The 26,528-nt window shown below is 38.9% G+C and carries 18 protein-coding genes; 9 read left to right on the forward strand and 9 right to left on the reverse strand.

The window, feature by feature from the left end:
• Window positions 1–228: 228 nt before the first annotated feature.
• Window positions 229–2,649: a DUF5916 domain-containing protein gene (locus KYH19_RS20745; RefSeq protein WP_219076485.1), complete on the forward strand. Its 2,421-nt coding sequence runs from the start codon at window positions 229–231 to the stop codon at window positions 2,647–2,649.
• A 103-nt stretch (window positions 2,650–2,752) separates the two neighbouring features.
• Here the strand turns inward: KYH19_RS20745 and KYH19_RS20750 are convergent, their stop codons facing one another.
• On the reverse strand, window positions 2,753–3,742 hold the full coding sequence (locus tag KYH19_RS20750) for an AraC family transcriptional regulator (RefSeq protein WP_219076487.1): 990 nt from the start codon (window positions 3,740–3,742) through the stop codon (window positions 2,753–2,755).
• Between the two features lie 96 nt (window positions 3,743–3,838).
• Between KYH19_RS20750 and KYH19_RS20755 the strand changes: the two genes are divergently transcribed.
• Window positions 3,839–4,567 (forward strand): SIP domain-containing protein, encoded by a 729-nt coding sequence (locus KYH19_RS20755; RefSeq protein WP_219076488.1) that lies wholly within the window; start codon window positions 3,839–3,841, stop codon window positions 4,565–4,567.
• A gap of 2 nt (window positions 4,568–4,569) precedes the next feature.
• Here KYH19_RS20755 and KYH19_RS20760 read toward each other — a convergent pair whose 3' ends face one another.
• The 7 genes from KYH19_RS20760 to ruvX all read right to left on the reverse strand — a co-directional run bounded on the left by KYH19_RS20760 (window position 4,570) and on the right by ruvX (window position 9,547).
• The gene (locus tag KYH19_RS20760; RefSeq protein ID WP_219076489.1) at window positions 4,570–5,595 is read right to left on the reverse strand and encodes a DUF3078 domain-containing protein; all 1,026 of its coding nucleotides are present in this window, start codon (window positions 5,593–5,595) and stop codon (window positions 4,570–4,572) included.
• A 93-nt stretch (window positions 5,596–5,688) separates the two neighbouring features.
• Window positions 5,689–6,012 (reverse strand): hypothetical protein, encoded by a 324-nt coding sequence (locus KYH19_RS20765; protein ID WP_219076490.1) that lies wholly within the window; start codon window positions 6,010–6,012, stop codon window positions 5,689–5,691.
• Window positions 6,009–6,761: a hypothetical protein gene (locus tag KYH19_RS20770; protein ID WP_219076492.1), complete on the reverse strand. Its 753-nt coding sequence runs from the start codon at window positions 6,759–6,761 to the stop codon at window positions 6,009–6,011. Before KYH19_RS20770 ends, KYH19_RS20765 begins: the two co-directional genes overlap by 4 nt.
• Window positions 6,762–6,809: 48 nt before the next feature.
• On the reverse strand, window positions 6,810–7,622 hold the full coding sequence (locus KYH19_RS20775) for a glucosaminidase domain-containing protein (protein ID WP_255562484.1): 813 nt from the start codon (window positions 7,620–7,622) through the stop codon (window positions 6,810–6,812).
• A gap of 109 nt (window positions 7,623–7,731) precedes the next feature.
• Complete coding sequence (locus KYH19_RS20780) at window positions 7,732–8,406, reverse strand: glucosaminidase domain-containing protein (protein WP_219076494.1); 675 nt, start codon at window positions 8,404–8,406, stop codon at window positions 7,732–7,734.
• Window positions 8,407–8,487: 81 nt separating this feature from the next.
• Window positions 8,488–9,123, reverse strand: coding sequence for an O-methyltransferase (locus tag KYH19_RS20785; RefSeq protein ID WP_219076495.1), 636 nt, complete (start codon window positions 9,121–9,123; stop codon window positions 8,488–8,490).
• A gap of 7 nt (window positions 9,124–9,130) precedes the next feature.
• Window positions 9,131–9,547, reverse strand: coding sequence for a Holliday junction resolvase RuvX (ruvX, locus tag KYH19_RS20790; protein WP_090497526.1), 417 nt, complete (start codon window positions 9,545–9,547; stop codon window positions 9,131–9,133).
• A gap of 526 nt (window positions 9,548–10,073) precedes the next feature.
• On the opposite strand from ruvX, the gene KYH19_RS20795 reads away from it, so the two are divergent.
• The 4 genes from KYH19_RS20795 (at window position 10,074) to KYH19_RS20810 (ending at window position 16,215) form a co-directional block, all read left to right on the forward strand.
• Complete coding sequence (locus KYH19_RS20795; protein ID WP_121285469.1) at window positions 10,074–11,222, forward strand: ATP-binding protein; 1,149 nt, start codon at window positions 10,074–10,076, stop codon at window positions 11,220–11,222.
• A 1-nt stretch (window position 11,223) separates the two neighbouring features.
• A complete protein-coding gene (ricT, locus tag KYH19_RS20800; RefSeq protein ID WP_219076496.1) occupies window positions 11,224–12,744 on the forward strand; it encodes a regulatory iron-sulfur-containing complex subunit RicT in 1,521 nt (506 codons plus the stop codon).
• Entirely contained in the window at window positions 12,713–13,204 is a 492-nt protein-coding gene (locus KYH19_RS20805; RefSeq protein WP_219076497.1) for a gliding motility lipoprotein GldH, read from the forward strand. Before ricT ends, KYH19_RS20805 begins: the two co-directional genes overlap by 32 nt.
• 152 nt (window positions 13,205–13,356) lie before the next feature.
• Window positions 13,357–16,215, forward strand: coding sequence for a TonB-dependent receptor (locus tag KYH19_RS20810; RefSeq protein ID WP_219076498.1), 2,859 nt, complete (start codon window positions 13,357–13,359; stop codon window positions 16,213–16,215).
• A 141-nt stretch (window positions 16,216–16,356) separates the two neighbouring features.
• On the opposite strand, the gene murF is transcribed toward KYH19_RS20810, so the two are convergent.
• Window positions 16,357–17,658 carry a UDP-N-acetylmuramoyl-tripeptide--D-alanyl-D-alanine ligase gene (murF, locus tag KYH19_RS20815; protein WP_219076499.1) on the reverse strand — a complete coding sequence of 434 codons (1,302 nt, stop codon included), beginning with the start codon at window positions 17,656–17,658 and terminating at the stop codon, window positions 16,357–16,359.
• Window positions 17,659–17,741: 83 nt separating this feature from the next.
• Here murF and KYH19_RS20820 point away from each other — a divergent pair, with 83 nt between their 5' ends.
• The 3 genes from KYH19_RS20820 (at window position 17,742) to KYH19_RS20830 (ending at window position 26,424) form a co-directional block, all read left to right on the forward strand.
• Window positions 17,742–20,237, forward strand: a complete 2,496-nt coding sequence (locus KYH19_RS20820) for a M14 family metallopeptidase (RefSeq protein ID WP_219076500.1) — start codon at window positions 17,742–17,744, stop codon at window positions 20,235–20,237.
• Window positions 20,238–21,758: 1,521 nt separating this feature from the next.
• Entirely contained in the window at window positions 21,759–24,980 is a 3,222-nt protein-coding gene (locus KYH19_RS20825; RefSeq protein WP_219076502.1) for a SusC/RagA family TonB-linked outer membrane protein, read from the forward strand.
• 16 nt (window positions 24,981–24,996) lie between these two features.
• Window positions 24,997–26,424 carry a SusD/RagB family nutrient-binding outer membrane lipoprotein gene (locus KYH19_RS20830; protein ID WP_219076503.1) on the forward strand — a complete coding sequence of 476 codons (1,428 nt, stop codon included), beginning with the start codon at window positions 24,997–24,999 and terminating at the stop codon, window positions 26,422–26,424.
• The last annotated feature ends 104 nt before the right edge of the window (window positions 26,425–26,528 follow it).

Consider the following 26,528-nt stretch of genomic DNA (forward strand, 5'->3'; position numbering starts at 1 on the left):
TGTGTCCACACGATAGCTAAGTTTGGGAGCGGTGCAACAAAAAGTATTTCCGTTTCTGTCGGGTTTAAGCACAATGGTTTCCTGCCAGGAGGAAAGGAAATACGGGCAAAAATATTGTGCTGAATAACAATAAAGTTTAAATCGTTGAATGACTTAAATTTTATGTTTTTTTCATTTGGTGCAACATTCTGGTTAAGACATAGTCTTATATCTAACTAACCTAAACAAATGAAACGCTGTATCCTCCTTTTTTTTATATTTATTTGTGCTTTTTCTCAGGCTCAGGATATTTCGAAACAGCGCCAGTTGGAAGCGAAAAGAACGCTGCAAAGCCCTAAAATAGATGGTATTCTAGATGACGAATGTTGGAACAATGTTCCCATTGCTACTGATTTTATTCAGATCAGGCCAAATCCGGGAAAGATAGAAACCCATGACCGACGTACCGAAATGAAGGTGCTTTACGATGATGTTGCCATTTATGTCTATGCGCGGATGTACGATCATCCTGACAGCGTTTCGCACGAACTTGTTTCGAGGGATAATATTGGTAATGCCGATTTCATTTCAATAATTCTTGATCCTTTTTATGATAAAATGAACGGAAACGGGTTTTTCGTAACCGCTGCCGGTGTGCAGTTTGACGCTAAATACTCACAGGTGGGCGATGAAGACGCCAACTGGAATGCAGTATGGGAAAGTGCTGTTAAATTGGATGATAAAGGCTGGACCTGTGAAATGAAAATTCCCTATTCAGCCCTTCGCTTTTCCAGTAAGGATATTCAGCACTGGGGATTGAATTTTAGCCGGAGGATACAGCGGAGCAATACGCAAACTTTTTGGAATTTCGTCGATCCGAAAGTAAATGGCTTTATTAACCAGGAAGGCCTTTGGACCGGGATAAAAGATATTAAACCGCCATTAAGGTTATCTTTTTCGCCTTATATTTCGGCCTATGTAAACCATTATCCGGTTAATTTGCCGGGGGTAAAAAACACCACCTCGCGGTTTAATGGCGGGATGGATGTAAAATACGGGATCAACAACAGTTTTACCCTCGATATGACGCTGGTGCCCGATTTCGGTCAGGTGCAATCTGATAACCGGATACTGAACCTTACCCCTTTTGAAGTAAAATTTAACGAAAACCGCCAGTTTTTTACTGAAGGGACAGAACTTTTTAACAAGGGGGATCTTTTTTATTCGAAACGGATTGGTTCTATTCCGTCCTATTACGATTATAGTGGCGTAGGCAGCGATAAAATTGTGAAGGATCAGAAAGAAGCCAAGGTGCTCAACGCTACAAAAATATCTGGAAGGACGGCGAAAGGCCTGGGTATCGGGATTTTTAATGCGATAACCAATAGTATGGAAACCGAAGTGGAAGATGCTCAGGGGAACGTGCGTATGGTGGAAACCCAACCGCTTACCAATTACAATATTCTGGTTTTCGATCAGTCGTTAAAAAACAACAGCTCGGCGACATTTATTAATACCAACGTTTTAAGGCAGGGTTCGGCTTACGATGCCAATGTAACTGCTTTACTGTTTAACCTGAACAATAAAGGCAATAAGTATTTTGTTAACGGTGCGGCTAAGATGAGCTATTTAAAGGGTAACGAAACCAGTACCGGATATAGTTACGGGCTTAAGTTTGGTAAACAGAGTGGTAATTTTACCTGGAGTTATTCTCAGCAATACGCCGACGATAAATTCGATCCGTCTGATTTAGGCTTTTTTACCAACAACAATTTTTTAGATCAGGTGGCGGATTTCCATTATAATGTTTATAAACCAGGCAGTTGGTACAATCAGTTATTAAGCTACTTTAATGTTTTATACTCGAGGAGGGCTACACCTGGCAGCTTCCAAACTTTTTCTGTAGAAGGCGGACCTTATGTTCAATTCAAAAATCTTTGGTCGGCAGAAGTAAACGGGATCTATACCGCTGCAAAAAACGATTTCTACGAATCGAGAAACGGGCAGGTATATAAGGCCCCTGAAAGCTATAGTTTCGTGTTATATGTTAATCCCAATCGTGCAAAAGCTTATAACTTCGGTGGAAATTTCCGTTACAGAGAACAGGAACTTTTTAAGGGTAAAGAATATAACTTTTACTTTTTCCAAAACCTACGGATAAATGATAAAATTGCTTTTGGTTTAGATCTTAATTTTAACCCGAATTATAATTATGTAAACTGGGTAACGGCACAGGGTGATCAAGCTATTTTCTCCAAATACGACCGCAGAACGGTAGAAAACTCTTTCGATGCCAAATATACTTTTACCAATTTAATGGGATTTACGGTGGTGTTGAGACATTATTGGAGCGACAGAAGGAATAAACAATATTTCCTGCTTAAACCTGATGGCAATTTAACCGATTATACCGGAGCGCCGCTAAATGGATTGGATAGAAATTACAATGTATTTAACATTGACTTAATTTACACCTGGCAGTTTGCGCCAGGCAGCACTTTGTCTGTTTCCTATAAAGATGCTGCAGAAACTAACGACACTTATTATACACAGCGTTATAATAAAAACCTGAGTGGAATTTTGAATGCGCCGCAAAATAACAGCCTTTCGGTTAAGGTTTTGTATTATGTAGATTATCTGGACTTTAAGAAAAAAAGGAAAAAGGTTTAGAAGGGTTTTGATCTGGACATTTCTAGCTTAGGTCTAAACCCAAGCAAGGAAATAAAAATATGCGCTGAGACTAAGGACTAACGACTATGGACTTTTGACTAGCCTAACGCGCTTTCCCCGGGCTTATGCCAAATTTCTTGCTAAAGGCATTACTAAAATGCTGTACTGAAGAATAACCCAGTTCATCAGAAATGCTTTTGATGTCCTTGCTGCTATCTGCCAATAGTTCTTTGGCCTTCAGGAGTTTATAATCACTCAAATAGCCAAAAACAGTGTTTTTAAAGACTTCTTTAAAGCCATGTTTTAGCTTAAATTCATTTATGCCTGCGGTTTTGGCCAGTTCGATTAAAGATGGCGGATGATTTGCATTGGCCAGCAGGTATTCCCTGGCATAATAGATCCTTTCTTTATCATAAGCAGATTTGAGGGCCGGTCTTTCGGTCTTTTTAGCCGCTTCTTCAAAAGCCTGGGCCTGTAGTGCCAGCAGTTCCAAACATTTAGATTGAAGAAACAATAATTTTAATCCACCTGTAAAGTTGCAGTTCATAATATCATTAATGCAGCTATGCATGGCCAGGGTAATGGGCAGGTTTTCTGACGAAATTTCTACCGAACGGCTGTTCATGATGTTTTCCGCAAAATTCTTTAACAGGATGCTGCTTTCGCAGGTTAAATCAATAAAACGTGCTCTTTCGAAATTTACTTCAAAAAATTTATGTTGCCCACCTCTATCAAACTCTGCCATCCCGTCAAAATCTGGACTATAGATAATGTTATGCTGGTTTGCTTTAATACCCAGGCGTTTATTGGTGAGGTAATTTTCCATAATGGCCCCTCCGGTGAGCGCAAAGTGGAGCTCTACCACATCAGGTTCATCAAAAGCTTTAATGCGCAGGCGGCTCTGTTTCACCACCATATCGCCGTAAACAATATAAATGCCCGAAAAAGCAATTTGTACGATCTCTGCATCGCCAAAAGGGAAACTGTATTTATCCCGCCTTTCGGTTACCAGTGGCTGATTAAATTCTGTATTGTCGAATTTGCTACCAACAGTATAGTATTTATCATCACTATCGTAAATGTTTAGGGCCATAAAATCCTTTTGATATAAACTTTAATCCTTTTGGTATAAAAAGATCCGTTTGTTAGACGACTACTTTTGTTCAAAGTTACTTAATAAAAGAATACGATGCCTAAATTACCTTCATGGCTGGCCAACACAATGGAAAAAGTGATCAGCAATAAAATATATCAAGTAGAAGTTGCAGAAACCAAAATGTTATGCAGCAACTTAAAGTGCGTTACCTTTAAAGGCGATTTTTTCGACGCTAAATTTATTCCGGGAATGGAGGTATTGTTTCGGGTTAACGCCAACGAGTACAGACATTATACATTATCAGGCTTTGACGAAGCACACGAAACCTGTGAAGTGATTTTTTACCTGAACAGGCAAGGCCCCGGTCATCATCTGGCCGTAAATATCCAAAAAGGGGATCGTTTAAAACTGATTGTAGACCGCGCAAAGGTAAAATACAATGAAGCATCCAATCAGCATTTCTTTTTTGGTGATGAAACCAGCCTTGGTTTGTACGAATCGTTAGGTAAAAAGGTAATTGATGAAGATGTAGAATATTTTGGGGTATTGGAACTTCAGGAAGAAAACCTGCATTCGGTTAAACAACTTAAACTGTTAATTGATACCGTACCCTCTGACCTGACCGCCCCTGCTAAAAATGCCATCAATTGGATGGACAATATGCATCCGCTATGTTGGGAAATGTGGCAAAATGCTACGTTTTATTTAACAGGCAGAGCGAAATCGGTACAACAGTTTAAACGTTACCTAAAACAAAGGGGCGTAAGCTTTAGACAGATTATTACCATGCCTTATTGGGAAATGGGTAGGGTTGGTGGGTAGGCTTACCTCGGGAAGGTAAACCCAAAACCAAGGGCCAGCGTTTGGTTGGCCTGTATTTTATTCGTGCCTGTATCCTTATCGAACAGGAGTACGCCAGTTAAACTTGTGTTCATAAAACGATTGATTTTTGCCGTTAATGCAACATCTAACCGGTGATCAATATTGCTCATCTTAAAATCCTGATAAGGAATGAACATTTGATAACGTGCCTTAAGATTTGTATTGGTAAATATATCCTTATCAAATGCACTTACAATCTGAAAAGCCAGCTCATTACGTACTTTTTTGCCATACGGTACCCCAAAAGCACTGTTTTTTGATGGATCGGTAGGATCAACCGGTTTAGGAAAAAGCTTTTCGTCCAGTACAAAAGTTTGGCGTGCAGTACCGGTACCTATACGGGTAGAAAAATAGGTAACAGGTTTGTACTCGAAACCGATAGACTCTGTCAAATAACCCGGACCCATAAATTTTGAAATCAGTGTGGCGGTTTCCTGGCCGTTTACCACACTGTAAGAATAACCGTTATCGAATTGGGATTCAAAACTTAAGGATCCGAAGAAGAACCAGCTTTTTGATAATTGAAAAGAGGCTTTATTGTCCCAAAAAATCCGGTCGTTGGTTTTCTTTTGCAGCTGATCTTTGTTTTTTATTTTACCATATTGCAAAACAAGCTCGCTAACATAGCTATAACTGTTTTTGTTGTATTCTGCTTTCCAGTTAACCAAACCGCCAACAGCTACAGAGTTGGTACCCCCGCCCTTCCAGTTATTGCTAAACTGTGCCTGGTTAACGTTAATGCCGATACTGGTTTTGGTTTTCCAGTAATTGATTTTTGCATTAACAACCAGAGGTTTGATTTTTACCGGCTCAAAGTTTAACGGGCCTTGTCTGCTTGGCAGTGGACTGCGTTTCAACTTAATGTTCATGTCTTTGGTATTGATGGGAATGGTATCAATTTCCTGTGCATGTAATTGGGTAGAGCAGAAACTTAGAATCAGGATGATGGCAGCTAAACAGTTCTTCATTATTACAAAGAAAAAGAAAAAATTTAGAGATAAAAAGCATTTAACAAAATGATTGCCAGATCGGCAATTCAATTTGGACAGAAAAGCGCCCTGTTATATTAATCTGATCCAGCCATACCAATTGCCATTTTTCAAGTAATTAAAGTCGGTTTCATGATCATAAGCTTCCTTTTCAAAAATAATGTTCCTATACGCCATATCGTGGTTTTGGTACTTAAACAGGTTGATCAGGTAATTAAAAAGATACAGCAGATAAAAAGGTAAAATAAGCAGTTCAATCTGCTGGCGCAAATGGATTTTTTCGTGGTTAATCATCTCCGGATCGTTTTTAAGCTTTGCCGATTTTAGCAGGATAAATGGAAAAATGGCCATACCGGCTGCCGGAAGTTTTTTAACGATCAGGATGGGCGCTTTCACAGCTTATCGATTGTTATTTTAGGCAATGCTGGCAATTGTAGCGCCCTGGGATTTAACCTGTAGCTTTTATAGGCATTTCTGATAAAAAGATTAAAGGAATAATCTGTTGCATCTAAAACAAATTGATAGGTAGGTCTATATTGCTGCATAAAATCTATCAGTTCAGCATCCTTTATACCTAATACCTGACTAACCAGACTTGCGCTGAAACGATAATCGATCAGGTCTTCACGATAATCTTTTTCCAGGATTTTTTGAAGGTGACGGGCATTTCTTCCTTGTTTGCTTAACAGGTTGTAAATGGCATCTATGCCTAAACCAACTCCACCGTTACCTAAATTCAATAAATCTTTACTACTTCCCTTCATGGTTTGGTAGCGGTATTCCTGAACATTTTTTTCGTATTGCTGCTGTGGACTTAATCTTTTTTGTTGAATTACTACATCACGAAGTCTGATGCCTAACGATCTGAGTTGAAAGTATGCAGCCGTCTGTCCTTTAAAAACAATAGTATCTACTCCATAGCCTGATAAAGCTGCAACTAAAGTATCACCAGGTAAAGCAAAAGTGCTAAACTCGCCTTTAGTATTGTTGTATAAACCATCACCCGTACGGATGTTATAGATATAAACCTTAGCCAAACGCTGCTTGGTTTCTTTATCAATAACTATTCCCTGCACGGGTTTATTCTGTGCATGAAGCCACGTAGAGAAGCCGAAAACAAGTATAAAGGGAATAAAGAATTTCATTAAGCTACAAAACTACAAATATCTGGCAGGCTATGTTTGTACTTAACATTATTTAACCTTAAGTGTTTGGCCCAGCTTAATGGCGTCGGTACTCATTTCGTTTAGCATTTTTAACTGATCGACCGTTAAATTAAAACGTTTTGCTATGTTGTACAGCGTATCTCCTTTAACAACGGTATAAGTGCCATCGGCAATAATCGGTTTGGCGCCTGCGGGTGGCGTTTCTACTGGCGCAAACTTGGCCTTCTCTTGAGGAATATTTTGATTGATTTCTGAAAAGACACGATCTTCCCGGGCGATCTTCTGCTTTTCGCTTTCTGATTGATCATACTGGTAAAGCTGGTATTTTTCGATGGTGTTAATTAACAGATCAGGATATTTAGGATTGGTTGCATATCCCGCTGTTTTTAATCCCTGCGCCCAGCTTTTGTAATCGTTTTTATCTAGCTGAAAAAGAAAACTGTAACGCTTGCGCTTTAAAAAATCAGAATGATCCCTGAAAGATTCGCGGGCATCTTTATACACCCTAAAACAGTCGTTTTTCTGGTCATCATCGCGGAAATAGTTTTTTCCCTTCCAATCTGATGTGCATTTAATACCAAAGTGATTGTTCGCATACTTAGCCAGATCGCTATTTCCACTGCCGGATTCTAAAATTCCCTGCGCCAAAGTAATACTTGCAGGGATACCGTTTGCATTCATTTCTTCTACCGCTACACCTTTAAACTCATCAATATAACTTAGCGTATTATAGCTTTTGTACGAATTGTTATTGGCTTTGTTGGCTGCTTTTTCGATCTGTTTGTTGTTTTTGGAAAATTTCCGCGTACCGCAAGAACTAAAAAGAATAAGGATTGACAAGATTAAAAGGTAATGATGGTATGAACGCATATGGGGTTAATTTTTAATCGGTTAACTGGTTAATTGTGAACTGTAATTAGACTTAGGACTCATGACTACGGACTTAAGACTAAAACTTAATCTTCTGTCCTGGTTTTAAGTTTGCCTTTTTAATACCGTTTTTCTGCATGAGTGACTTAACAGTTGTGCCTTTCTTTTTTGCTATGATACTTAAGTTATCGCCAGATTTCACAGTATAAGTTTTTGCTGTCCTTCTGCTTCTGGTGTGGCGGCGTACAGGAGTAGCATAAACAGGTTCTTCGTATCCTTCTGGCCGCTCGTCATATCGATAGAGTTCGTATTTTTTAATTAAGCCAATCACCTGGCTGGCCCAGCTTCTGCTACTGGCGTAACCACAGCGACGGATGCCATAAGCCCAACCTTTATAATCGTACTGATCGTATTTTGCAAAAAGATTGTTAAAAGGCTCACGGGTTTCCATAATTTCTACAAAATGGCTGTAAGATTCATCCGCGTTTAAATAATCCCGGTACGATGAGCGAATTTCTGCATTGTTGTTAGGCCCTTTTACACCAAAATGGTTATTGAGGTGCTGCGCAATTTTACTGTTTCCGGCTGCCGATTCATGTATGGCAACGGCTAAAATAACGCTGGCCGGAATTTTATGATCATGCATCAAACCCTGTGCATATTCTACGTGATCCGCGATATATTCTTCTGTGTCTTGCGCTTTTGCAATAATCCCCGTTAAAAGGAACAGACAAAAAGTAAAGATTTTCTTCATTTCTTTTTTGGTTAATAGACCATGGTTTAATGGTTGATAGGCTTGGCTTAGAAGCCGTGAGCCATTAACTATATGCCATCATCATTTCTTCCTAATCACAAACAAACCATCCCGAACAGGTAAGATCAGTTTCTCAACCCGTTCATCTGCAGCTATTTTATCATTAAAACTAGTAATATTTCTGGTGTCTTTATCCTGTTTCTCCTGCAGTACTTTTCCACTCCACAACACGTTATCAACAATGATAATTCCGCCCGGGCGAACGCGATCAAAAATGAGATCGTAATAGCTGCCGTTGTTTTTCTTATCAGCATCGATAAAAACAATGTCGAAAACTTCATCTAAACTTGCTATTGTAGTGGTAGCGTCGCCAAGGATGTAGTTAATCTGGTCGTTATATGCTGATTTGGCGAAGTTTCGGCGAACCATATCTTCCAGTTCTTCATTAATATCCAGGGTATACAACAGGCCATCTTTTGTTAATCCTTCAGCAAGGCACAAGGTGGCATAACCGGTAAAAGTGCCGATTTCTAAAATCCTTTTAGGGGAAATCATTTTGCTCAGCATGCTCAACACCCTACCCTGGTAATGGCCAGAGAGCATCCGTGGCATTAAAACTTTAAGATTGGTTTCGCGATCTATCTGTTGTAGCAATTCGCTTTCAGGCTCGCAATAGGCAATTAGTAAATCCTGTAAATCGTCGTTTATTAGGCTCATTTGTTGGTTATAAACGGTTACTTTCCATAAAATATTGTAAAATGATGGTTGCAGCAATGGTATCAACCCTGTCTTTATCCCTTCTGTCCATTTTTTTTAAGCCGCTTTGCATAATGGCCTGGTGGGCCAATTTAGAGGTAAAACGCTCATCAACCCAATGCCTGGGGATATCGGGGAATGATTTTTTCAACAGCGTAGCAAAGCCCTTTACATGTTGTGCAGAATCGGATGGAGAACCATCCATTTGTTTCGGATCGCCAAGTACAAATGCCTCAACCTGCTCGTTAAGCATATATTTTTTAACATATTCGATCACATCTTTAGGGTGCACTGTATCCAGACCTGTTGCAATAATCTGCAAAGGATCGGTTACCGCAATGCCGATGCGTTTTGTTCCATAATCAAATGCGAGGATCCTTGCCATAAGTTAAGCGTTGGGTGTTTGGCGCAAAGCGTTTACCACCGTTAAAAAAATAAAAGCCAAAGGTAAGGTTTTTGAAATTATAGGTAACCACAGATAAAAAGGATGGACACAGATATAAAAATCCGTGTTTATCTGTGTCCATCTGTGGTTAAAAACCTGAACTAAATGACATTGCGCTGCCGCTCCCATCAGGTTTAGTTGATGCAGACTGGTGCGGTTTGTGTAAAGTTGCAGGGTGTGCTATTTGATGTTCCCAAAGAATTACTGATTTAGTTAATAAACCTGATAGAGCGTAAAGCCCACAGCGTAGCGAGGACTTGAAGCGATAGCAGGACTTTCGGAACCGAAACGCACAGGACCTTGCTTTTCAAAATAATGTGAGCACATCAATTAACGGAAAAAATCTATTTAAATGATTCCGGCAATCTAATTCCTAAGGTTTCCCGAACATCAAAAAGTGTGTTTCAAAAGTAAGAACGTGATGACGAATGTGTGAATCTCATATCTATTTCTTATTTTGCACCAAATGCAGTTTAAAGAAATCATCGGACAGGAAAGAGTGAAGCAACAACTAGTGCAAACGGTTAAGGAAAACCGCATTAGCCATGCGCAACTGTTTTTGTCGCCTGCTGGTTCTGGGGCTTTACCCCTGGCTATTGCCTATGCACAATATATCAATTGCCTTAATAAAGGCGAAAATGATAGCTGTGGCGAATGTTCGAGTTGTAGAAAATACGAACGCCTCATTCACCCCGATCTGCATTTCTCCTATCCGTTTTTTGCTTCTGCCAGTGTAAAAACTGCTGTAGATGTGTTGGAAGAATGGCGGGGCATGTTAATGCATGATCCTTATTTTGATATGGATATCTGGCGCTCTAAACTCGATGCAGCCAATAAACAGGCAAATATTAACATCGCCGAATGCCACGATATTATTAAAAAACTAAGTTATAAAGCCTTTGAGGCAGAGACTAAAGTTTTAATCATGTGGTTGCCCGAATATTTGGATAAAGCTGGAAATGCCTTATTGAAATTGATTGAAGAACCGCCTGCAAATACCTTATTTATTTTAATCGCCCAAAGTCAGGATCAGATTTTAACCACCATTTTATCCAGGACTCAAATTGTGAAAATTCCGAAGCTTTCATCAGAAGAGGTAACCGGATATTTATTGAATGCAAGTGGATTAACTGAACATCAGGCTATTGATTATTCCTTTTTGGCGGATGGAAATTTAATTGAAGCAAAAGCCCTTGCGGCAGATACGCAAAGCGACAGTTCTGGTACGTTTACGGCCTGGTTAAGAATGGGATTTGGCAATAAAGTGCCCGATTTGATCGACTTTACCGACGAGGCAGCGAAGTGGGGAAGAGAAAACCAGAAGAATTTTTTAAAATATGGCGTAAATTATTTACGCGAATGCTGTTTAATTTTAAGTGGGGCTGAAGAATTGGTGAAATTACCCCCACTGACCTTTGAAACCGCAAAAAAACTCAGTACACACGTGCTTACCTTACCTATGGCAGAAGCCATAATTGGCGAACTGGAAAAGGCACATTACCACATTGAAAGAAACGCAAACCCGAAAATTCTGTTTTTAGATGTATCTTTACAATTGGTAAAAATTATCAAGTTTAAAACGCTCCCTGCGGGGACTCAATATATATACAATTAATATGGGATGTGGAAGTTGTTCAACAGGTGGTGGTTGCACCCCTAATGGATGCAAAAGTAATGGCTCATGTGGCACCGGTGGTTGCCAAACAATGGAAGTTCACGATTGGCTGTCTAATTTGGATATGCCTTCTAATTATAAACCTTTTCAGGTTACCGAAATCAAATTTAAAGGCTCACGTAAAGAGTTTTTCCTCAATAACGATAACATTTATCTGGAAATTGGAGAACTTGTTGCTGTTGAAGGGCCAACAGGTGGTTTTGATGTGGGGCACGTTTCGCTTACGGGCGAACTGGTAAGGATCCAGATGAAACGACGTAAAACGGCACTTGATCAGGTAACCAAAAAAATCTACCGTAAAGCTACTGAAGCTGATGTAGAGAAATGGAACGCCGCCAAAGGGATGGAATGGGAAACCATGCACAAAGCCCGTAAACTGGCATTGGATCTCCGTTTGCAGATGAAAATCAGTGATGTAGATTATCAGGCCGATAAAACCAAAGCCACTTTTTTTTATACAGCTGATGGACGTGTGGATTTTCGCGAACTGATTAAAAAAATGGCGGAGAGTTTCCGTATCCGGATTGAAATGCGCCAGATCGGGATGCGCCAGGAAGCTGGCCGTTTAGGCGGAATTGGCTCTTGCGGTCGCGAATTATGCTGCTCTACCTGGTTAACCAATTTCAAAACCGTATCTACAGCTGCGGCTCGATATCAAAATTTATCATTAAATACTTTAAAGCTTGCGGGGCAGTGCGGTAAATTAAAATGCTGCTTAAACTATGAGCTGGATACCTATCTGGATGCTTTAAAAGATATTCCCGATAGAATTGAAAACCTGGATACTGAAGCGGGTTATGCCCGTCATCAGAAAACAGATATTTTCAAAAAAATTATGTGGTTTAGTTACCAGGGCGATGAAAACTGGATTCCGGTTAAAGCTGCCCGGGTAAAAGAGATCATGGCGATGAACAAGGCGGGTAAAAAAGCACCTAACTTAAAAGAAGAAGCCGTTCAGATTGCCGCGCCAGTTGTGGTAGAAAAATCTTTCGATTATGAAAACGTAGTTGGTCAGGATAGTTTAACCCGCTTAGATGAGCGTTCTCGTGGTAAAAATAACCAGAGTAAGAACAACAACCAGAAAAATAACCGCAACAATAACCAAAATAGAAGAGAAAGAGTACCTGCTGGTGATAAGAATGTTGCGCCTATTAAGCAACAGCAACCCCAGCAAGGCGGCCAGAAGAACCAACAAAGCGGGAAACCACAGCCTAACGGGCAGAAACCACAGCAACAGGCAGTACCAAAACCACAGCATGTTAATGGGCCAAAACCTCAAAATAATAAACCAAAACCACAGCAACCACAAGCGCAAAAGCCTTTAGTGAAAGCTGAAGGAAATGTAGCTGCAGAGGGTGTTAAGCCAGAACAGAGCAAAAATAAGAATAGAAATAACCGTAGGAAAAATAATAACCGCCGAAACAACAATAATGGCTCAGAAAATAAACCTGCTGCTGAATAAAAAGCTGATAATTTCGATTGGCTTTTTATTAATGGTTACCCTATTTGTGGGCTGTATGGCCAGCGTAATCGACAGCAATGTTGAGATTGCCGATCGCCGATGGACTTACCGCAACCATATTTCGACGACATTTGAAATAAAAGACAATACCAAAGCCTATAATATTTACTTCAAGCTTAGGCATACCGCAGATTATAAATACGCCAATATATTTATTCTGGTCCATTTTAAAGACGGTAAAAAGGTAATAACCAGGCGTTACCAGTATAAACTCGCTAAAAATGATGGCGAATGGCTGGGTAGCGGCTCTGGAAATGTATTCAGTTATACCTTACCCATGCTTACCAACTATCATTTTCCAGGAAATGGTAAGTTTGAAATCGAAATTGAGCAGAATATGCGCGATAATCCACTTTTAGAGGTAAGTGATGTTGGTGTTTTAGTTGATATGGTTCAATAATACCAGGCTTACCTCATTATCTTTTTAAATTTATTTTAGAATTTAGGATTGTTTGTTAAAACGGGTATTTTTCAGAATTTTATTTTGAAATTATTTGCTATTGCATAAAAATTTGTAATTAAATTGTTATTATTGTTTATAACCTATGAACTATGATAAAAATATTACTCAAAAACATCCTGCCCCTTCTTCTTTTTTTAATTTCTACACAACTATTTGCCCAAGGTTTAAAGGGTAAGGTTACGGATTCTGCAGGATTAGCTATTCCAGGCGCTACTGTTCAGGTAGTTGGTTCAAAAATTGGAACATCTTCTGATGGAAACGGGCTATATGCCTTAAAATTTCCTTCTGCCGGAGCTTATAAAGTCAGGATTTCTTTTACTGGTTATCAAACTTCTGAAGTAGCTGTTCAAATCGACAACACTGTTAAAACGATGGATTTTGCGCTGCAGGATACAAAAGAATTATTAAGTGATGTAGTTGTGGTGGGATCGAGATCGACGCCGAGAACGAACATTGAAAGCGTGGTTCCGGTTGATCTGATTTCTACAAAAGACGTTAAAGTATTTGCGCAGACCGATTTAACACAGATTTTGAATTTTGTGGCACCATCTTTTAGCTCTAACCGGCAAACCGTTTCTGATGGTACCGATCACATCGATCCGGCATCTTTACGTGGTTTAGGGCCAGATCAGGTTTTGGTGCTGGTAAACGGAAAACGTAGGCATACCACAGCCCTTGTAAACATTAATGGTACTTTCGGCCGTGGTTCTGTTGGAACTGATTTAAACTCCATTCCTGTTTCGGCGATTGAACGCATTGAGGTGCTGCGCGACGGTGCTGCGGCACAGTATGGTTCGGATGCGATTGCGGGGGTAATCAACATTGTTTTAAAAAAGGTAACACCATATAGTTTCTCTACCTCTTTTGGTCAGTCTTCTTCAAATGCCCTTGGTCGCGATTTTAGCGATGGCAGAACTTTTCAGGTTGATTTTAGCAAAGGCTGGGCATTTAAGAATGATAAAGGTTTCATCAATTTTGCGGCCCAATATCTTCAGCGTGGATATACCAACCGTGGTGGTTTAGATACCCGTCCTTTATTGTATTCTGCAAGTCCAACGAAAGGTTCTACAGAAACAGAAGCCGCTTTTCAGGCCCGTTTTGCCAGTTTAAAAGCCGCCGATGACGCCAGGGCTGCTGCAAATGGTTTAGATAGAAACAATATGCGTGTGGGTAATTCCGACTCCAAAAATGGTGGTGGATTTTTAAATGGTCAGTTCAATTTTGGGAAAACTACCCAATTGTATTATGCTGCAGGTTTTACGCATAAAACAGGAAGTGCAGCGGGTTTTTACCGATTGCCAACGCAAACTACCCAAATAGATTTGTCGATCTACCCTAATGGATTTTTACCATTTATCGATACCAAAATCAATGATTATTCTTTTTCTGCTGGTTTAAGAGGTAAATTGGGTACATGGGATTATGACCTTAGCAATACCAGCGGCGAAAATACAATCGCGTTTAATATTAACAATACGGTTAATGCTTCCCTGCCCACAGGAACAAGTCCTACTTCATTTTATGCTGGCGAGTTGCTATTCAGACAGAACACCAGTAACCTCGATTTAAACAAAAAACATACTTTTGACGGTGGATTTTTAACTTCATTAAATACAGCTTTTGGTGGAGAATTTAGGATAGATAACTACCAGATCAAAGAAGGCGAGCTTTTATCTTATTCAAATGGCGGAAGATTGATCGGAACGTCGCCTACTGCGTCAGGTGCGCAGGTATTTCCGGGTTTTAAACCCAGTAATGCATTGGATAAATCGAGGCACAACGTTGGTGCTTATGCCGATTTTGAAGCTGAATTTGGAACGAGGGTAACTTTAGGTGCTGCGGGCCGTTACGAAAATTACAGTGATTTCGGTTCTAACTTCTCCTATAAATTTACGGGTAAGGTTAAGCTTTTTGGTGATGTTTCCATCCGTGGAGCTTATTCCACTGGATTTAGGGCACCATCTTTACACCAACAATATTTTAATAATGAAAGCACGCAATTTGTAGGTACCAATGCCACACAGGTTTTAACCGTAAATAATGCAAATCCTATTGTTGCCCAGTTTGGTGTTGGTGCATTAAAACCTGAAATTTCTAAATCGGGAAGTTTAGGTTTGGCAGGCAAAATCGCCAAAACCTTTACTTTTACCATCGATGCTTATAACATTGATATCAGCGACCGGATTGTTTTCTCCAGTCAATATGCCCGCGAACGTTCTGCTGGTGTTTTAGTGCCAACCGGTGTAGTGAACCAGATTTTAAATACGGTAGACCCAGCGGCACAGATTAACAGTGTACAATTTTTTACCAATGCCATTACCACAAATACCGCAGGGATCGATGTGGTGTTAACCAACAGGTTCAATTTGGGTGCAAAAAGCAGCTTAATCTTAAGTGTTGCCGGAAATGTAAATAAAACCGTGGTAAGAAGCATTCAGGGATCCGATAAAATTGAAAGTGACCCAACCTTGAAAGCGAAATTATTCGATCGTTTGGAACGCTCCCGTTTCGAAAGTTCGGTGCCTAAAAACAAATTAAATATTACCGCAACCTATAATGTAAGTAAATTATCATTCGTGGCAAGAACAGTCCGTTTTGGAGAAGTTACGTATTTAAACGCCATCGATCCAAATATTCCTGCCAATGGTTTGCCAACTCAGTTGGATCAAACTTTTGCCCCTAAATGGGTAACTGATTTCTCTGTAAGTTATGCTGCAAGCAAAACATGGTCGGTAACCGTAGGGGCAAATAATATTTTTGATGTTTATCCCGATAAATTATACATCGATCCAAGGAATAATGAAAATAACCTTAGCGGTGTTTCTACCAGCAATTATTCAGGTGGATTAGACAATACTTCAAATGGCAGGTTCTTGTATCCAAGGGCTGTTAGTCAGTTTGGTTTTAGTGGCCGCTATGTATATGGTAAAATTGCCTGTACGTTTTAAGGGAATGTCATCAATTTCAGTATTTAACCACAGATGCGCACAGATAAACACAGATTTTATCTGTGTGCATCCTTTTTATCTGTGGTCAATTAAGGTTGCGCTGTATAAAGTTGACGTATTTGGTCTAAGAAATTTAATTAACTATAAATATTGCAACAAACTTTCCAGTTTCATTCCCCGTGAGCCTTTTAGCAATACCAAATGATCTTCAACCGGATTTTCCTGCAAGTAAGTGGCTGCCTCGTCCGGAGTTTCGAAAAACACACCTTTAATTGCATCTTTAAAGGCATAAAAATCTTTTCCGATAAAAATTAACTGGTTTAAGCCACTTTCTGCAGCCTGTTTCGCAATGAGTTCATGCTGACCAGCAGATTCTGGTCCTAATTCGAACATATCACCCAAAATAGCTGTTTTTTTATCGGCCGATAACAGGGCGATATTTTTTAGTGCCGCAGTCATGCTGCTTGGATTGGCGTTGTAAAAATCGCAGATGACTGTATTTTTTTCAGTTTTGGTGAGTTGCGAACGATTGTTTTTTGGTTGATAGTTCGATAAACCGGTATTGATTTCTTCAGGACTCATGTCAAAAAAGTCTCCTATACAGATGGCAGCAAGGATATTTTCAAAATTATAACTACCTGTTAAATTGGTTTTTACTGATGATGAAACCTCATGATTGGTCCAGTCTACTTCAATAAAAGGATCGCTGCTTTTTAATGTACCTCTAATAGTATTGCCGTTTTCTGTTCCGTAATAAATCAGTTTGTTTAATCCTGCAGCAGTGCTCATTTCAAGTAAGTGCGGATTGTCTCTATTGATAAAAGTGTATCCTTGAGTTTCTTTTAAATAGGTATAAAGCTCAGCCTTACCCTTTTTTACACCCTCAAACCCACCAAATCCATCTAAATGTGCCATGCCTACATTGGTAATAATTCCATGGGTAGGCTGTGCTATGGTACAAAGCAGTTCTATTTCCTTTTGGTGGTTTGCACCCATTTCAATTACCGCAACCTGAACATCATCGGTAATGGATAAGATAGATAATGGAACACCAATATGATTGTTTAGGTTGCCAAAGGTTGCAAAGGTTTTGTATCGTTCGGCTAAAACAGCATTTACCAGTTCTTTGCTCGTGGTTTTTCCATTGCTACCAGTTAAACCAATTACCGGGATATTTAATTGTTTGCGGTGATGGCGCGCCAGATCCTGCAAAGTGCTTAATACATCTTCAACCAATAAGCATTGGCTGTTCATTGCATACTTTTCTTCATCTACAACTGCATAAGCTGCTCCCTTTTCAATAGCCTGAGAAGCAAATTCATTGGCATTAAAAAGATCTCCTTTTAAGGCAAAAAAGATACAACCGGGTGTAATGTTTCTTGTATCAGTAGAAATAACAGGGTTTTCTTGATAGTAATCGTATAATCTTTCAGTTGTAATCATGCCTATGGTAAAAAATATGATGTAAAATTAAGCTTTCGCATTAACAAAAAACAAAATTAGTACATTAGGTAAAATTATTACCTATGAAAAGACTCTTAACGTTCTGTCTGATCTCCCTGAGTTCCATTTTTTTTGTACATGCCCAGCTAAAATCTCCTGACGATTTTTTAGGTTACCCCCTAGGCTCGCACTTTACCCCACACCATAAAGTGGCCGATTATTTTAGGCAAACCGCTGCGGCTTCTGCTAAAAACATGAAGCTGATAGAATATGGTAAAACCAATGAGGGCCGGCCATTAATGGTGGCAGTTATCTCTTCGTCAGAAAACATAACGAAACTGGAACAGATCAGGAGCAACAATTTAATTCTGGCAACCGGCATCAATAATAGTGTTGATCTGACAAGTCAGCCTGCTATACTTTGGTTAAGTTATAATGTGCACGGTAATGAGGCAAACTCTACTGAAACTGCTATGAAGATGCTTTATACCTTGGTTTCGGGTAATAATAAACCTGCCGTTGATTGGTTAAAAAATACGGTTGTAGTAATTGATCCTTGTTTAAACCCAGATGGAAGAGACCGTTATGTGAATTATTTTAATAGTGTGGTCGGTAAAACACCCAATTCTGACCCATTATCAAGAGAGCACATCGAGCCATGGCCAGGCGGCAGACCAAACCATTATTATTTCGATTTAAACCGCGACTGGGCCTGGCAAACACAAATTGAGAGCCAGCAAAGGTTGGCTTTGTATAACCAATGGATGCCACAGGTACATGTTGATTTTCATGAACAGGGTTATAATGAGCCTTACTATTTTGCGCCGGCAGCAGAGCCTGTTCACCATGACATTACACCGTGGCAAAAAAGTTTCCAGGTAGTTGTTGGTAAAAACAATGCCAAATACTTTGATGCCGAAGGCTGGCAATATTTCACTAAAGAGCGTTTCGATCTGCTTTACCCTTCTTATGGCGATACTTATCCTTTGTATAATGGATCAATAGGTATGACCTATGAGCAAGGAGGGATCAGAGCCGGATTATCAGTGGTAACCAACGATGGTGATACGTTAACCTTAAAAGATCGCATCGCACACCACTTTACAACAGGAATGTCGACCCTTGAAGTAACTTCTTTAAACCATAGTAAATTATTAGAGGAGTATAAAAAGTATTTCCAGCAGGAATTAGCCAGTAGTCCGGGTGTTTATAAAAGTTATATTATAAAAGCGACTAATTTATCACGCTTAAAAAAACTGGCTGAACTGTTAACCAAAAATAAAATCGAATTTGCCTTTGGTGGTGATAAAGGCGGAAGAGGTTATGATTACGATACCCAAAAGGAAGAAAGTTTTACCATTGCCCGCAATGATTTAATTGTTAACATTCAGCAACCAAGAGCAGTTTTGGCTAACGTTTTATTAGAGCCACAAACCTTTGTAACCGATTCTAATACTTATGATATTACGGCCTGGGCCCTCCCCTATGTGTACGGATTAAAGGGTTATGCCAGTAAAGAAAGTATTAAAGGGAAATATTCAGCAATTGAAGAGCCCAAAATAATCAATAATGAGCTTGACAAACCTCTGGCCTGGTTGTTTAGTTGGGGAACAAGCGAAGATGTTCAGGTTTTAACAGCGCTGCAAAAGGAAAGTATAAAAGTGAGGCAGGCTGATCAGCCATTTGCTGTAAATGGAAAAGACTATCCTGCAGGAACCCTGATTGTGTTGAGGGCTGAAAACGAAAGACTGATAAAAGGGATGAAAGATAAGGTTGCGTCTATCTCCAAAACTTTGAACATGCCAATACAGGCTGTTAGCAGTGGTTTTGTAGAAAAAGGAAAAGATTTTGGCTCTAATGTTTACCCTTTGTTAAAACAGCCTAAAATTGCAATTGTTTCTGGTATGGAGGTTTCTTCACTCGCTTTTGGTGAAGCCTGGTTTTTTCTTGAACACGATTTAAACCTTTCTCCAATTATTATTAATGCTAAGGAGCTGAATAACCTGGATATTAATAAGGTAAACACCTTGATTTTGCCTGATGGAAGTTACAGTCCTTTTATAGGTGAGGGTTTAACCGCATGGTTAAATAAGGGAGGAAGGTTGATTTTGATGGAAGATGCCATCGAAAGTGTATTCGAGAAAAAAGGTTTTGATATTAAAAAGAAGGAGGCTGTTGTAAAAAAGGATGAAAAGCCAGAAGCAAACAAACTTCTTTTTAAGAACAAAGACAAGGATGATTTTGAAACTACTATTCCTGGTGCAATTTATAAGATCAATCTTGATGCAAGTCACCCGTTTTCTTATGGTCTGGGTAAAACCTATTATAGCTTAAAAACAGACCGTAAGATCTACGAGCCTTTTGTTAAAGGTTGGAATGTGGGGTTAATTAACGAAAAAAGCTTAATGGCCGGTGTAGTAGGTAAAAAAGCAAGGGAAGAGCTTAAAACCGGTCTTTTAATCGGGGTACAAGATTTCGGACGTGGACAGGTAGTTTATTTGGCTAATGATCCTCTTTTCAGGAATTTTTGGGAAGGCGGTAAGACACTTTTTGGAAATGTCCTATTTTGTAGTTATTAGTGTGTGCAACATATCGCCTGTTTAAATTTTTTTAACAAATATAAATGGTCTTTGCTGTCACACTGAGGGGTAATTTATTTTATAAAAATCAATATAAATGGACAGGAGAATTTTTAACGAACTGTAAACTGTGAGGAATCTTCATTGCGAGTAACCATCAGGTCTGTGGCCTGAAAAAAATAGGAATGATGTCCTATATTCGCTTTTTAACGTATTAGGTTTAAGATTTTGCATCCTGCAAAACTCATTGAGCTAAGATGTCTAAGGTGGTCGTAAAAATTAAAGACTACGCAGTTTAATTAACCACCTTAGGCACCTAAGAACATCTAATTCATTAAATAATCCTTTAGGCTTTCACACCATATAAGAACATGTAAGCTTATATGGTCCTTAAATGTCTTATATGGTCAAAAAAATAACACTAAATATCAATTGTTTACATAAACGTCATTATAAGAAGGCTTTTTTCAGTCGACGAAGCAATCTTACAACGATCGCTAATAGCGTGTGCATTAAGATTGCTTGGTTCCTCGAAATGATGATTTTCTATTGGAATCTGTCAATGGTAGCGTAGTCAATTGCTTTATTAATGTGTTGAAATGGTCTTCGACTATGCTCAGACTGACATACGAAATAAATTTATTTAATTTCAAATAGGCTGTTAGTGATGTCCTTTTAGTCAGGTTAAGAGCAATCCTATAAAGGATAGAAAGTTTTCTGTAGTAGTTCTGGCCCGTTTCCTGTTTATATTTTGCTGTAAATCAGTGTTAAGCAGTCAATTCGGTGAGTTTTTAATTCTCGGACGGGAACGAACCGCACCAGCTATCCTGTTGACATCGGCACTCATGGTGAAAATATCACGCCGTTTTTCTTTTTGTTCGGTTTGTGAAGCTTTGAGGTAGCGGATACTTTCCGCGCAGGCAATGGCTTTTAAACCTGATTACCATTCCTGTTTTGACTCCCCATAGGGTTCTATTTCTTTCCAATCCACAACTGCAAATAATGTAGTGAAAATAATATCTTCTTAAAGATGCTCTTTAGTTCGGTCTATCCCGAAGTCGGTTAGTGACGAAAAATAATCAATTGGAATTTCCATTGCTTTTTACCAAAGTAGAGCGGATTTAACTTTACATGGATATTTTTTAATTATTAGCATGTTTTAGATTTCTTTACTTGTTTTTTATAGTGTTATTGTGTTTCGTGTTTTTTTAAAGATAAATTTGGAATTTTCATATCTATTTGGTTGTTTTTTATGATGTATTGGTGTTTTTTGAATGTTTTTTATTGTGTTTTAGTATTTTTTATATAAAAATGCGTTCATTTTTCAATTATTTATGTGTAATAAATACTATTTATGTTATTATTATTGCTTTTTGAGTAAAATTATAGTGTATTATTGGTTTGTATGATGGGTATTTGGTGTTTTTTAGTGATTTTTTGTTAAAATTTGTTAAAAAAAGTTTTTTAACTCAATCTTAACGCTTAGATTAGTCGAATCAATAACTAAACTATTTCTTAACTATGAAAAAACTTTTACCGAGTTTGTTCATCTGTATGTTTTTTGCACTAGCGGCAATGGCACAGGATCGAACTATCACCGGAACAGTTACGTCTTCAGAAGACAAACTGCCAATCCCTGGAGTAAGTGTAAAAATTCAGGGAGCCACAGGGGGCACCTCAACCAGCGCTGACGGAAAGTTCTCCATTAAAGCCTCACCAGACGCTAAAATTATTGTATTTTCCTCAATCGGGTTTGCAACTCAATCCAAACCGATTGGAAGTTCAAATGTAATCAATGCTGTCTTATCTTCAGATGCTAAGGCTTTGGATGAAGTTGTAGTAACTGCTTTGGGCCAGGTTAGGAAGAAAAATACCTTGTCTTATGCAGCGCAGCAGGTAAAAGGCGAAGAACTTACACAAACACGCTCGTCAAATGCAGCATCCGCGCTATCAGGTAAAGTATCTGGTTTGCAGATTATTCAAGGCAATGCAATTGGTGGATCAACCAATGTCGTAATCAGAGGGAGTAAGTCTTTAACAGGGAATAATCAGGCGTTATTTGTCGTTGACGGTGTTCCGGTCGACAATTCAAACAATAATTCTACTAACCAGAGAACAGGAAGAGGTGGTTACGATTATGGAAATGCGGCAGCGGATATCAATCCTGACGATATTGAATCGGTTAACGTGCTTAAGGGAGCTGCAGCGAGTGCGCTTTATGGCTCCAGGGGAGCGAATGGTGTAATTATGATCACTACAAAAAGCAGGAAGAGCAAAGGTATGGGGATAACGATTAATAGTGGTTTAACCGTCGGAACAATTGACAAATCAACTTTTCCGGAGTATCAAACTGAATATGGTGCCGGGTATTCAAGCGGATATGAAAGTGGAGATGGTTTCTTATTGATTGATGTTCAGGGTAATGGTGTTAAGGAAAGGGTTGTTCCTACTTCTGAAGATGCATCTTACGGTGCCAAATTTGATCCAAACCTACTTGTGTATCAATGGGATTCCTTTGATCCGTATTCTCCTAATTATAAGAAAAAAACGCCATGGGTTGCTGCCGCAAATAATCCATCAACATTTTATGAGACAGCAATTTCTAATAACAATAATATAATATTTGATGGTGCATCCGATAAGGGGACAATCAAGCTGGGCTATACCAGAAGTGATGACCGTGGAACGTTACCCAATAGTAAAATCATTAAAAATATATTGAATTTTGGCTCAACATACCAAATTACCGATCGGTTAACCGCATCGGCACTTGCGAATTATTCAAAAATTGAGGGTTTGGGTCGATATGGCTCAGGGTATAGTGGGTTAAATGTGAACCAAAATTTTAGACAATGGTATCAAACCAATGTTGATATGATGGCTCAAAAGGATGCTTACTTTAGAAATAAGCAAAATGTTTCATGGAATTGGGCTGACCCTTCTACCCCTGCAGGCCTGGTACCTAAATATACTGATAATTATTATTGGACAAGGTATCAGAATTATGAAAATGATACAAGGAGTAGGATTTTTGGGAATGCGTCTTTAAATTATAAGGCTACTGATTGGCTAAATGTTCTCGGACGTGTTTCTTTAGATGCTTACAATGAATTTCAGGAAGAAAGGGTTGCTGTAGGAAGTCAGGGAGCAGCTTCTTATGCCCGTACGGACAGGTCGTTTAACGAAACAAATTTTGACCTTATCGCAAACTTTGATAAAAATGTAACGAAAGACCTTAATTTGAAAGCATTGCTTGGAGGTAATATCAGAAAGAGTTTATTAAACAGCGTTTTTTCAACCACAAATGGGGGATTGATTGTGCCAGGGCTTTATAGTATTTCTAATTCGGTTGGTGCCGTAGCGGCCCCTATAGAAAACTATCAGCCTAAGGAAGTTGACGGATTTTTTGGCGGAGCTACCCTGACATATAATGAATCTTTAACATTGGAAGGTACTTTTAGAAGAGATAAATCTTCTACACTTCCAGAAGGTGGAAATGCATATAATTATTATTCGGTTGCCGGCAGCTGGTTGTTCTCTCAGCAGCTAAAGGGTAAAGTTGACTGGATATCATCCGGAAAACTACGTGTTAACTATGCTACAGTTGGAAACGATGCGCCTTGGGGAAGTACCAAAAATGTTTATACTTCTCAAAATCTATTTGGATCAAGCATTTTATTTGCATATCCTTTTACTACAAATAATCCTTCATTGAAACCTGAAAAGACAGAAAGCAGTGAGATTGGTTTAGATATGGCGTTTTTGGATAACCGTATTGGTTTTGATGCTTCATATTACCTAACAAAAACAAAAAATCAAATTATACCGGTTGCGGTTTCTGCTGCAACAGGATTTACCAATACCTTTGTTAATGCCGGCGTGATAAGAAATAATGGTGTCGAGGTTTCATTGTATGGTTCACCAATTAAAACACAAGATTTTTCCTGGAATATTAACATCAATTGGACAAAAAACAACAGTAAGGTTTTGGAATTGTATAATGATAGTAAAAATTTGCAGTTAGCTAGTTTTCAGGCTGGTATAAGTGTTAATGCTACTTTAGGTCAGCCATATGGAACCATTCAGGGTAAAGATTATGTTTATAATGCAAATGGGCAAAAAGTTATTGGCGCAGATGGATATTATAAAATAACATCAAGTACAACGAATGTTATCGGCAATATTAACCCAAAATGGATTGGCGGTATTTATAATAGCTTTAAATATAAAAATGTATCCTTAGGATTCTTAATCGACATCCGTTCTGGGGGTAATGTTTGGTCATTAGACCAGTTTTATGCTACCTATACTGGTATTTTACCAAATACCGTTGGTTTAAACGATCTGGGTAATCCGGTAAGAAATCCGGTAACCAGTGGTGGAAACAGCGGAGGCGTTATTTTAGATGGTGTAACAGAAAACGGTCAGGTTAATACTAAACGCGTTGTGATAGATGCCAATTCTCCTACCCTTCCGCAATCTGCATTTTCATACGATGCCAGTTATGTAAAATTAAGAGAAGCGACATTAACGTACTCTTTTCCGAAAGCCATGATTTCAAAATGGGGACCTGTTAAAGGGATTGATCTTTCTGTTTTTGGAAGAAATTTGTGGATTATCCATAAAAATCTCCCTTATTCTGATCCGGAAGAGAATTTGTCTTCTGGAAATGCGCAAGGGATACAAAGTGGCGCATATCCAACAACCAGGACAATAGGGATTAATGCAAAGCTATCATTCTAATTAAATCAACAATAAAATGAAAAAATCAATCATATTTTTTGCAATGCTTGTTTCTTTTACAGCTTGTAAAAAGAATATTACATCACTTAATATTGATACCAAAAGGCCATCGGAGGTTCCTGCTGCGACTTTGTTTTCATTCGCAACCAAATCTTACAGCGATGTTGTTACGAGTGCCAGTGTTAACAACAATGTTTTCAGATTCACTACAAGTCAATGGGCAATGGTAACGTATCAGGATGAAGCCCAGTACGACTTCGGTACCAGAAATATTCCTCAGGCATGGTGGACTACGATGTATAGAGAAGTGCTCCAAAATCTAACTCAATCGTCAACCATTATAAAGGCTAATGTTACGTTAAACGCGGGTATAAAATCGAATCAACTGGCAATTATTGATATTATGCAAGTGCTGGCCTTTAGTACTCTGGTTAATACTTTTGGCAACGTGCCTTATAGCCAGTCGATAGATCAACAAAATCTTTTTCCGAAATATGATGATGCGAAGACGATTTCGTTAGATCTATTAAAAAGATTAAATACCGACATAGCCCAGCTCAATACGGCTAGTGCAGGATTTTCTGCAAGTGAGGACCTTATTTTTCAAGGGGATATTTCAAAATGGATAAAATTTGGTAACTCTTTGCGGATGCAACAAGCTTTAATTTTAGCAGATGCAGACAATACAATTGCCAAAACGGCTGTAGAAGCATCAGATGCAGGTGCAATTTCTGCCGATGTAGATAATGCAGCTTTTAAATATCTGGCAGGTGCACCAAACCAAAACCCACTTTATGTTGATATTGTTACGGGTGGGCGTGGTGATTATGTGGCCGCAAAAGACTTGGTAGACAAATTATTAGCGCTGGCAGACCCTCGTTTACCACAATATTTTGGCACCAATGCAAACGGTGCTTATGTTGGTGGTATAGTTGGGCAGGTGAATACGATATCTGCTGTTTCTAAACCAGGGCCTAAAGTTTATGCTCCTGATGCGCAAACCTTGCTGATGGATTATGTAGAAACTGAATTTAATAGAGCAGAAGCTGCTGAAAGAGGATATGCTGTTAGCGGTAATGCACAAACACATTACAATAATGCGATTACGGCATCAATTTTATATTGGGGAGGTACCGCTACAGACGCATCCACTTATCTGGCAAATCCACTGGTTTCCTATACAACGGCATCTGGTACCTGGAGAGAAAAAATAGGTGTCCAAAAATGGATCGCGCTTTATAACAGGCCTTTTAATTGCTGGACAGAGTTAAGAAGATTGGATTTTCCAAAAATTACTGCACCAGTAGGAGCTAAATCTGGTTTTCCTAACAGATTAAGCTATCCAAGCAATGAACAGCAATTAAATGGCAGTAATTACAGTCAGGCCTCCGGTGCAATTGGAGGAGATGTTGTAACCACAAAATTGTTTTGGGATAAGTTTTAGAAAGGGAATGATGTTTTGACGTCAGAAATGTACTTTTAAGAGGTTTTGTTATATCACACCTGTTTTAGAAGTGCTATCCATAATTTTATTTATAAGATGCTAGA

This window comes from Pedobacter sp. D749, from assembly GCF_019317285.1.
In the GTDB taxonomy this organism is placed as follows: Bacteria; Bacteroidota; Bacteroidia; order Sphingobacteriales; family Sphingobacteriaceae; genus Pedobacter.